Source organism: Stenotrophomonas sp. Marseille-Q5258 (genome assembly GCF_946900935.1).
Classification (GTDB): domain Bacteria; phylum Pseudomonadota; class Gammaproteobacteria; order Xanthomonadales; family Xanthomonadaceae; genus Stenotrophomonas; species Stenotrophomonas nematodicola.
Map to the genome: position 1 here is coordinate 1 of NZ_CAMPPN010000049.1, position 7,033 is coordinate 7,033.

Annotated in this window: 4 protein-coding genes and 1 pseudogene; 2 read left to right on the plus strand and 3 right to left on the minus strand. The window is 67.3% G+C overall.

The window, feature by feature from the left end; all coding sequences use genetic code 11:
• Positions 1 to 67: 67 nt before the first annotated feature.
• Positions 68 to 361, plus strand: a pseudogene (locus OC534_RS19060) (SseB family protein); the annotation flags it as partial.
• A gap of 123 nt (positions 362 to 484) precedes the next feature.
• Here the strand turns inward: OC534_RS19060 and OC534_RS19065 are convergent.
• From OC534_RS19065 to OC534_RS19075, 3 genes are all read right to left on the minus strand, one after another.
• Complete coding sequence (locus OC534_RS19065; RefSeq protein WP_262072400.1) at positions 485 to 4,063, minus strand: M1 family aminopeptidase; 3,579 nt, start codon at positions 4,061 to 4,063, stop codon at positions 485 to 487.
• A gap of 13 nt (positions 4,064 to 4,076) precedes the next feature.
• Complete coding sequence (locus tag OC534_RS19070) at positions 4,077 to 4,970, minus strand: ABC transporter ATP-binding protein (RefSeq protein ID WP_136006117.1); 894 nt, start codon at positions 4,968 to 4,970, stop codon at positions 4,077 to 4,079.
• 96 nt (positions 4,971 to 5,066) lie between these two features.
• On the minus strand, positions 5,067 to 6,098 hold the full coding sequence (locus OC534_RS19075; protein WP_262072401.1) for a LacI family DNA-binding transcriptional regulator: 1,032 nt from the start codon (positions 6,096 to 6,098) through the stop codon (positions 5,067 to 5,069).
• 329 nt (positions 6,099 to 6,427) lie between these two features.
• Between OC534_RS19075 and ssb the strand changes: the two genes are divergently transcribed.
• A partial coding sequence (ssb, locus tag OC534_RS19080; RefSeq protein ID WP_262072402.1) for a single-stranded DNA-binding protein occupies positions 6,428 to 7,033 on the plus strand: 606 nt, incomplete at its 3' end.

Sequence of the window (7,033 nt, forward strand, 5' to 3'; positions counted from 1 at the left end):
TGGCTGTAATCAGCGGTATCGTTTCCCTCGGTAAAGAAACCGGAGGTTAGTCGGCAGCTTTAGACGTGCCTTCGTGGCCGCCGAGGTGGTGCTGCAGACCGGCAGCCTGGTTACCCCGGACGGCAGCGGCTTCGATCCCCTGCTGTTCGACAAGCAGGGCGTCCTGCACGTGGCGGTGTTCACCGATCCGTCGCGCGTGGGGGTCCACAACCAGCAGGCGCCGCACACGATCCGCATGCTGATGATCGAGGTCCTGCGCCGCGTGCCCGGTGGCTACGGCGTGGTCGTCAACCCGGGCACCGCGCTGGGCTTCGAACTGTCGCCGCAGGGCATCGGCGAAATCCTGAAGGATTTCGGCTGACGCACAGGGAACGCCGACCGTGGGTCGGCCGTCCCCGTTCCGTTCGTGCTGTACGTGGTTGCCGGGCAGAGCCCGGCACTACGGGTGTTGCCGGTGTGTGTGGTTGCCGGGCAGAGCCCGGCGCTACGGGGTGACGTTGCGACGGTTGTCGTTGCTGACGCGGTCGATCAGCTTGTTGTACGGGTCGAAGCCGGCTTCGTCGGGTTTCTGGTCCACGGTGACGGTCAGGGTCGGCGTAGCGTCGGTGATGTGGTGCCGCTGCAGGTACAGTACCTTCTGGTCGCGTTCCTTGCCCGACGGGGCGTTGGCGAACACACCGACCTCGATCCAGTCGTCCATGTTCCCGGCCGTCTCCTTGCCCCTGCCGTCGGCGTACCGCTTCTCGGCGTGCAGCGCCAGGGTGACGTCGTAGCGTCCATCCGGACGCTTGCGCGCGGTGGCCGACAGCAACCGGTTGTCGTAGAAGCTGATCTTCTCGAACAGGTCGGTGACCAGCTGCTGGCGATCGGCCGGGGTTTCGGCACGGATGTAGCCCAGCAGCTCGCGCGAGGTGGTGTACGGCGGCTGCTGGAAGCCCTTGTCCTGCAGGAAACGCTTGAGCGCACGGTTCAAGGCCTCCTCGCCGATCTCCTCGCGCAGGCGGTAGAACACCAGCGAGCCCTTCTGGTAGTGGATGTACTGCTGGTTTTCCACCCGCTCCAGCGGCAGCTCCTCGATGCGTTCACCGCCGCGGCCGGACAGGTAGCGGTCCAGCTCGGTCTTCAGGAACTGGCGCATGTGCTGGCGACCGTACTCCTTCTCCATCACCATCAATGCCGAGTACTGCGACAGCGACTCGGACAGCACCGTGGCGCCCTGCACGTTGGCGCCGATCACCTGGTGCGCCCACCATTGATGTGCGATCTCATGGGCGGTCACGTAGAACACGTAGTCCACATCGTCCGGGTCGCGCAGGTCGGCAATGAAGCCGATCGACTCGGAATAGGGGATGGTGTTGGCAAAGGACTGCGCAAAACTCTGGTAACCGGGGAACTCGATGATGCGTACCTGGCGGTGCTGGTACGGAGTGAAGTTGGCCTCGTAGTAGGCCATCGACTTCTGTACCGCCTCGATCATGCGGTCCACGTTGTAGGCATGGCGCGGGTCGTAATAGACCTCGATCGGAATGTCCCTGTAGCGGCCCCGCTTGACCTCCCAGCGTGCCGACAGGTACGCGTAGAAGTTGAGCATCGGCCGGTCCATTGCGTAGCGGAAGCAACGCCGCCCATCCACCGTGGTCTCCTCCTGCAGATAGCCGGGCGCCAGTGCGATCTGGTCCGGCGCGGTGCAGATGGTCGTGCGGAACTGCAGCCAGTCGGCGTCGTCGGTGATGTACGTGTTCGCGCGCGCGGCCTCGTCTTCCAGCTTGGGCATGCGGGTCGGTTCGCCCAGCCCGCGCTTGCGCCGTTCGTTGCGGTCGGTGAGCTGCACGCGCTCGTTGTAGCCGAACTGAGGCAGCATCTCGCTGTTGAAGAAGCTGCCGTTGTCCACCACGTTGGTCGGAGCCTGCCCGGCGGTGATGCCCTTGGGGCGCTGCTCCACGCGGAACCGGAAGCGTCGTTCCTCGCCTGGCTGCAGGGGCGTGCTCAGCCGGTAGATGCGGTAGCCCAGATCCACATCGTGGAAGCCCAGGGTCTGCCCGCCCAGGTCCACCGCGACCAGCTGGCGGTCATCGCTCATGCCCACATGCACATCGGTGATCGGTGTGGCGTGGGTGTTGCGCACCGTCCAGTCCGCGTCGATGGTGAGGGTCTGGGTTTCCGGATGCAGGTCGACCCGGTTGTCCACCGCGACGATGCGCGGCTGCGGCAGGTTGCGGTATTTGGACAGTTCGCGTTCGTAGCGTACCTGCAGGTCGCGTTCCTGGTCGGGCGACATGAACGGGTTGCGGATGTTGGTGCTCCAATACAGCCACCCACCGACCGCCACGAAGGCGAGCAGGGCCGTTGCCATCCCCGCACCGGCGGGGCCGCGCAGACGGCGGCCGGCCAGTGCCAGCCGCTGGCGCAGGCCCATGCCGACGCCACGCACCCAGAAGGCCGAGGCCAGGCACAGCAGCGCCGCCAGCAGCAGCGCCCAATAGCCCTGGAAGGCCAGTTGTCCGGCCAGGAAGTGGCCGAAGCCGTTCATGTCCGAATAGGGCGCGTTCGGCCAGGCGCCGAAGTTGTACAGGTTCTGGGTGTAGTCCAGCAGGCCCAGCGCGATCTGGCCGATCATCACTACGATCAGCAGCGCATAGCCGATGAACTTGTTGTTGGTCAGTACCTGCAGCACCAGCGCCATGCCGCCCATCAGCACGTAGAACACCGCGTCCAGCGCCAGGGTCTGCAGGTACAGCAGCGGTTCCAGCCGCGTATAGCCCTGCGCCAGCTGGATCAGCATCGACACCACCGCGCCGATGGCCTGGAAGCAGACGATCACAGCCACCAGCACGGTGAACTTGGCCAGCAGCGGTACCCAGTTGGGCACCGGCATGGCGTCGTTGACCTCGTTGAGGCGCGCGCCGCGCTCCTTCCACACCAGTTCCCCGGCGTAGAACAGCACGATGATCACCAGCAGCCAGCTGTAGGCGCCCTGCAGTGACCCGAGCATCTCGGCGGTGACCGGGTAGATCGGCGTGCCATACAGCGACTGCTGGGACATCGCGTTGGGGATGAAGTTGGCCATGCCCAGCACCAGCAGCACCAGGAACGGCACGCTGCGCAGCACCCCGGCGGTATCGAAACGGACCTGGCGCAGGAACTGGCGCCAGCCGGTGGCCGCGCCGAAGGTCGGGTGGATGCGCGGCACCACCACATCGGCCGGGCGCACGCCCGACGCAACCGGCGGCGCCACCTTGCGGCCCCAGCGACGGCGGCCGCTGCCGCTGCGCTCGGTGCGGAACAGGGCGAAGGTCGCGGCGAACATCGCCAGTGCGGCCGCCAGCCACACGGCGCGGTTGGCCAGCAGATAGCCCGCCAGTTCAGGCAGCTGGGTGTTGCGTTGTTCCGCGGCCCAGTAGCGGATCGTCCGCGACAGCGCACGCATGCCCAGCGGCTCGGACAGGGTGGCGACCCAGGTGTTGTCGATGTCGCGCAGCAGCGAGGCGCTCACCCCATACAGCACGAAGTAGCCGATCAGGCCGATGTAGACCCACAGGATCGAGCGGGTCAGTGCAGCCAGCAGCGACAGCAGCGCCGTGGTGAAGATCAGGTTGGGAATGACGACGACGGCGAAGGTCCACGCATACGCGCGCAGCGAGACTGCGCCCATCCGCTCCGGGTCCACCCAGGGCATGAAGGGGGCCAGGAACATGCCCAGCGCGATGACCAGGTAGAACAGCAGTCCGGCGAACAGCGCCGCCAGGATGCGGCCGGTGAGGTAGTCGCGGCGCTTGATCGGGCTGGCGAAGATCAGTTCGGCGGTGCCCAGGTCGAAATCGCGCAGCAGCGCGTTGCTCACGAACAGGGTGGACACCAGCATTCCCAGCATGGTGAAACCGCCCATGAAGGTGGCGATCACCGTCGGGGCGTTGCTGTGGACATTGCCGATGCCCCCGCCGATCTGCACCGCATCGGAGGACGCCGCGGCAAAGGCCAGCGCCGCGAACAGCGCCGAGAGCAGCCACAGCAGGGGGGAACGGAGCTGCTCGCGCAGCTCGAAGCGGAAGAAGGCTGTGATCATGGGCGCGCTCCGGTCAGGCGGCCCGCGACTGCAGGCGCAGTCGCTGGAAATACACATCCTCGAGATCGGGCGCGACCGCCTGGAATCCATCGCCCGGATCGCTGGCACTGTGCACATGGATCACCGGCCGGCCCCCGACCAGGCGCGTGGACAGCACCACATGGTTGGCCTCGTAACCGGCCAGCGCGGACGGATCGACCTGCTTGCGCCACACCTGGTGCTGCAGGGCATCGATCGCATCGCTGGGTTTGCCGGTCAGCAGCACCTGGCCCTTGTTCATGATCGCCATCGTCGGGCACAGGTCGGTCACGTCCTCCACGATGTGGGTGGACAGGATCACCGCTACGTTCTCGCCGATGGCCGCCAGCAGGTTGAGGAAGCGGTTGCGCTCTTCCGGGTCCAGGCCGGCGGTGGGCTCATCGACGATCACCAGGCGCGGGTCGCCGAGCAGCGCCTGGGCGATACCGAAGCGCTGGCGCATGCCGCCGGAGTAGGTGCCCAGCTTGCGCTTGCGCGCGTCCCACAGGTTCACCTGCTGCAGCAGGCCGTCCACCACCTCGCGGCGCTGGCCCTTGTGGGTGATGCCCTTGAGCACGGCGAAGTGCTCCAGCAGATCCAGCGCGCTGACCTTGGGGTATACGCCGAAATCCTGCGGCAGATAGCCCAGCCGGCGGCGCACGGCATCCTTGTCGCGCAGCACGTCGATGGGGGCCTCGCCGGGGATTTCCAGCGTTACGCTGCCGCTGTCGGCTTCCTGCAGGGTGGACAGGGTCCGCATCAGCGAGGACTTGCCGGCGCCGTTGGGGCCGAGCAGCCCGAACATGCCACGGGGAATATCCAGGGTGACCGCGTCGAGCGCGTGCACGCCATTGGCGTAGGTCTTGGACAGCGAGCGGATCTGCAGCATGGGGGCGGACACCTTTCCCTGTGTTGAAGATCGACTTATCCGGGGAAACGGGCGGCGCTGCATCCGCCGTAAGTCATGGCCGCCGCCGGGCCCGCCTCAGCCGCGCCGCGATGACTCCCGCAGCACCTGCTTCACCGCGATGGTCTGGCCGTCCACCGCCTCGCCGTTGATCAGCGCCAGCAGCTTCTCCACCAGCAGCTGGCCGGCCTGCTTGGTGTCCTGCTGCACGGTGGTGAGCGTGGGCGAGACCGACGCAGCCAGCGGAATATCGTCGAACCCGGCCAGCGCCACGTCCTGCGGCACGCGCAGGCCGTGCTCGCGCAGGGCGCGCATCGCTCCGATGGCGATCAGGTCGCTGGCGGCGAAGATCCCGTCCAGCGCTTCGCCGCGCGCCAGCAGTGCCTGGCACGCATCGAAGCCGTCCTGCTCGGTGGTGATCGCGTCATGCTGCAGCGCCGGCTCGGCAGCCACCCCGCGCGCGGCCATCGCCGCCACGTGGCCGCGATAACGTTCCTCGAACTCCGGGTAGTGGCTGGAGGCATGGCCGATGAAGGCGATGCGCCGGCAGCCCTGGTCGAGCAGGTGGGCGGTGATGTCGAAGCCGCCCTGGAAGTTGTCGCTGCCGATCGACAGCCCGGGCTGGTCGGGCAGGGCGGCACCCCAGCGCACGAAGTGGGTGCCTTGCTCGACCAGCCGCTGCAGGCGCTCGCGCGACTCGTGGTAGTCGCCGTAGCCGAGGAGGATGATGCCGTCGGCCTTGTTGCTGTCTTCGTAATCGGCCTGCCAGTCGGTGGACAGCTGCTGGAACGACACCAGCAGGTCGTAGCCACGCAGCGCGCAGGCGCGGGTGATCGAGCCGAGCATGGCGTGGAAGAACGGGTTGATCAGCGAGTCGTCGTTGGTGGGGTCCTCGAAGAGCAGCAGCGCCAGCGTGCCGGCATTGCGCAGGCGCAGGCTGGAGGCGTTCTTGTCGACCTTGTAGTTCAGCTCCCGGGCGATGCGCAGGATACGCTCGCGGGTTTCCGGGTTGACCATCGGGCTGCCGCGCAGGGCGCGCGACACGGTCGGCTGCGACACCCCGGCCAGGTGGGCGATGTCCAGGGAAGTGGCTTTGCCTCGGATGGTCATTGCGGGGTACGGCGGGAACGACGACCTGCATGATGCCATGTGCGACCGGTCCTGGCCTGCCCCGGCCGCCCGCCAGCCCTGGCCGGACAGGCCGGCAGGGCAGGGGCCGGCGGCGCCAGCCTGAACCGCCGTGGCCCTTGCCGCACAGGCCATTGGGAGGTTTCTGGCCGCTTCCCACCGGAATTCCCACAGGGTCGGGCGTGGTGGCAATGGTAAGATGGGGCATTCTGTCACCCCCCAAATTTCCCTTGGGCGGCCCCGCGCATCCGCACCCCGTCCGGGCTGTGGTATGACTGCGGTCTGCCCTCGGACAACGGAAGAGCAACCCTATGGCGCGCGGCATCAACAAAGTCATCCTGGTCGGCAACCTCGGCAACGACCCGGACGTGAAGTACACCCAAGGCGGCATGGCGATCACCCGCATCAGCCTGGCGACCACCAGCGTCCGCAAGGACAAGGACGGCAACCAGCAGGAGCGTACCGAATGGCATCGCGTGGTGTTCTTCGGCAAGCTCGGCGAAATCGCCGGTGAATACCTGCGCAAGGGCAGCTCGGTCTACGTCGAAGGCAGCCTGCGTTACGACAAGTACACCGGCCAGGACGGCGTGGAGAAGTACTCCACCGACATCATCGCCGATGAAATGCAGATGCTGGGCGGCCGTGGTGAAGGCGGCGGTGGCGGTGGCGGCGGTGGCAACTACGCCGGCGGCGAGCGTCCGCAGCGCCAGCAGGCCCCGCGCCAGGAGTACGGCGGTGGTGGTGGCGGCGGCGGGCAGCGCGGCGGGGGCGGGGGGCGAGAGGAGGGATGCCCAGGTGGCGGCAGCGTCGGCATCCTGGCCGCGCTGGCGCTGTGCGATGCCGATCAGCCAGCCGGCGCGTTCGCTCTCGGGCGCGAGCTGGGCGGCGTGGCGCAGCCACGTCAGTGCGGTATCGTC

What these genes read in the sequence shown, in the direction of transcription:
- OC534_RS19065 (WP_262072400.1), bottom strand. Translation starts at nt 4,063, where the DNA reads ATGATCACAGCCTTCTTCCGCTTCGAGCTGCGCGAGCAGCTCCGTTCC.
- OC534_RS19070 (WP_136006117.1), bottom strand. Translation starts at nt 4,970, where the DNA reads ATGCTGCAGATCCGCTCGCTGTCCAAGACCTACGCCAATGGCGTGCAC.
- OC534_RS19075 (WP_262072401.1), bottom strand. Translation starts at nt 6,098, where the DNA reads ATGACCATCCGAGGCAAAGCCACTTCCCTGGACATCGCCCACCTGGCC.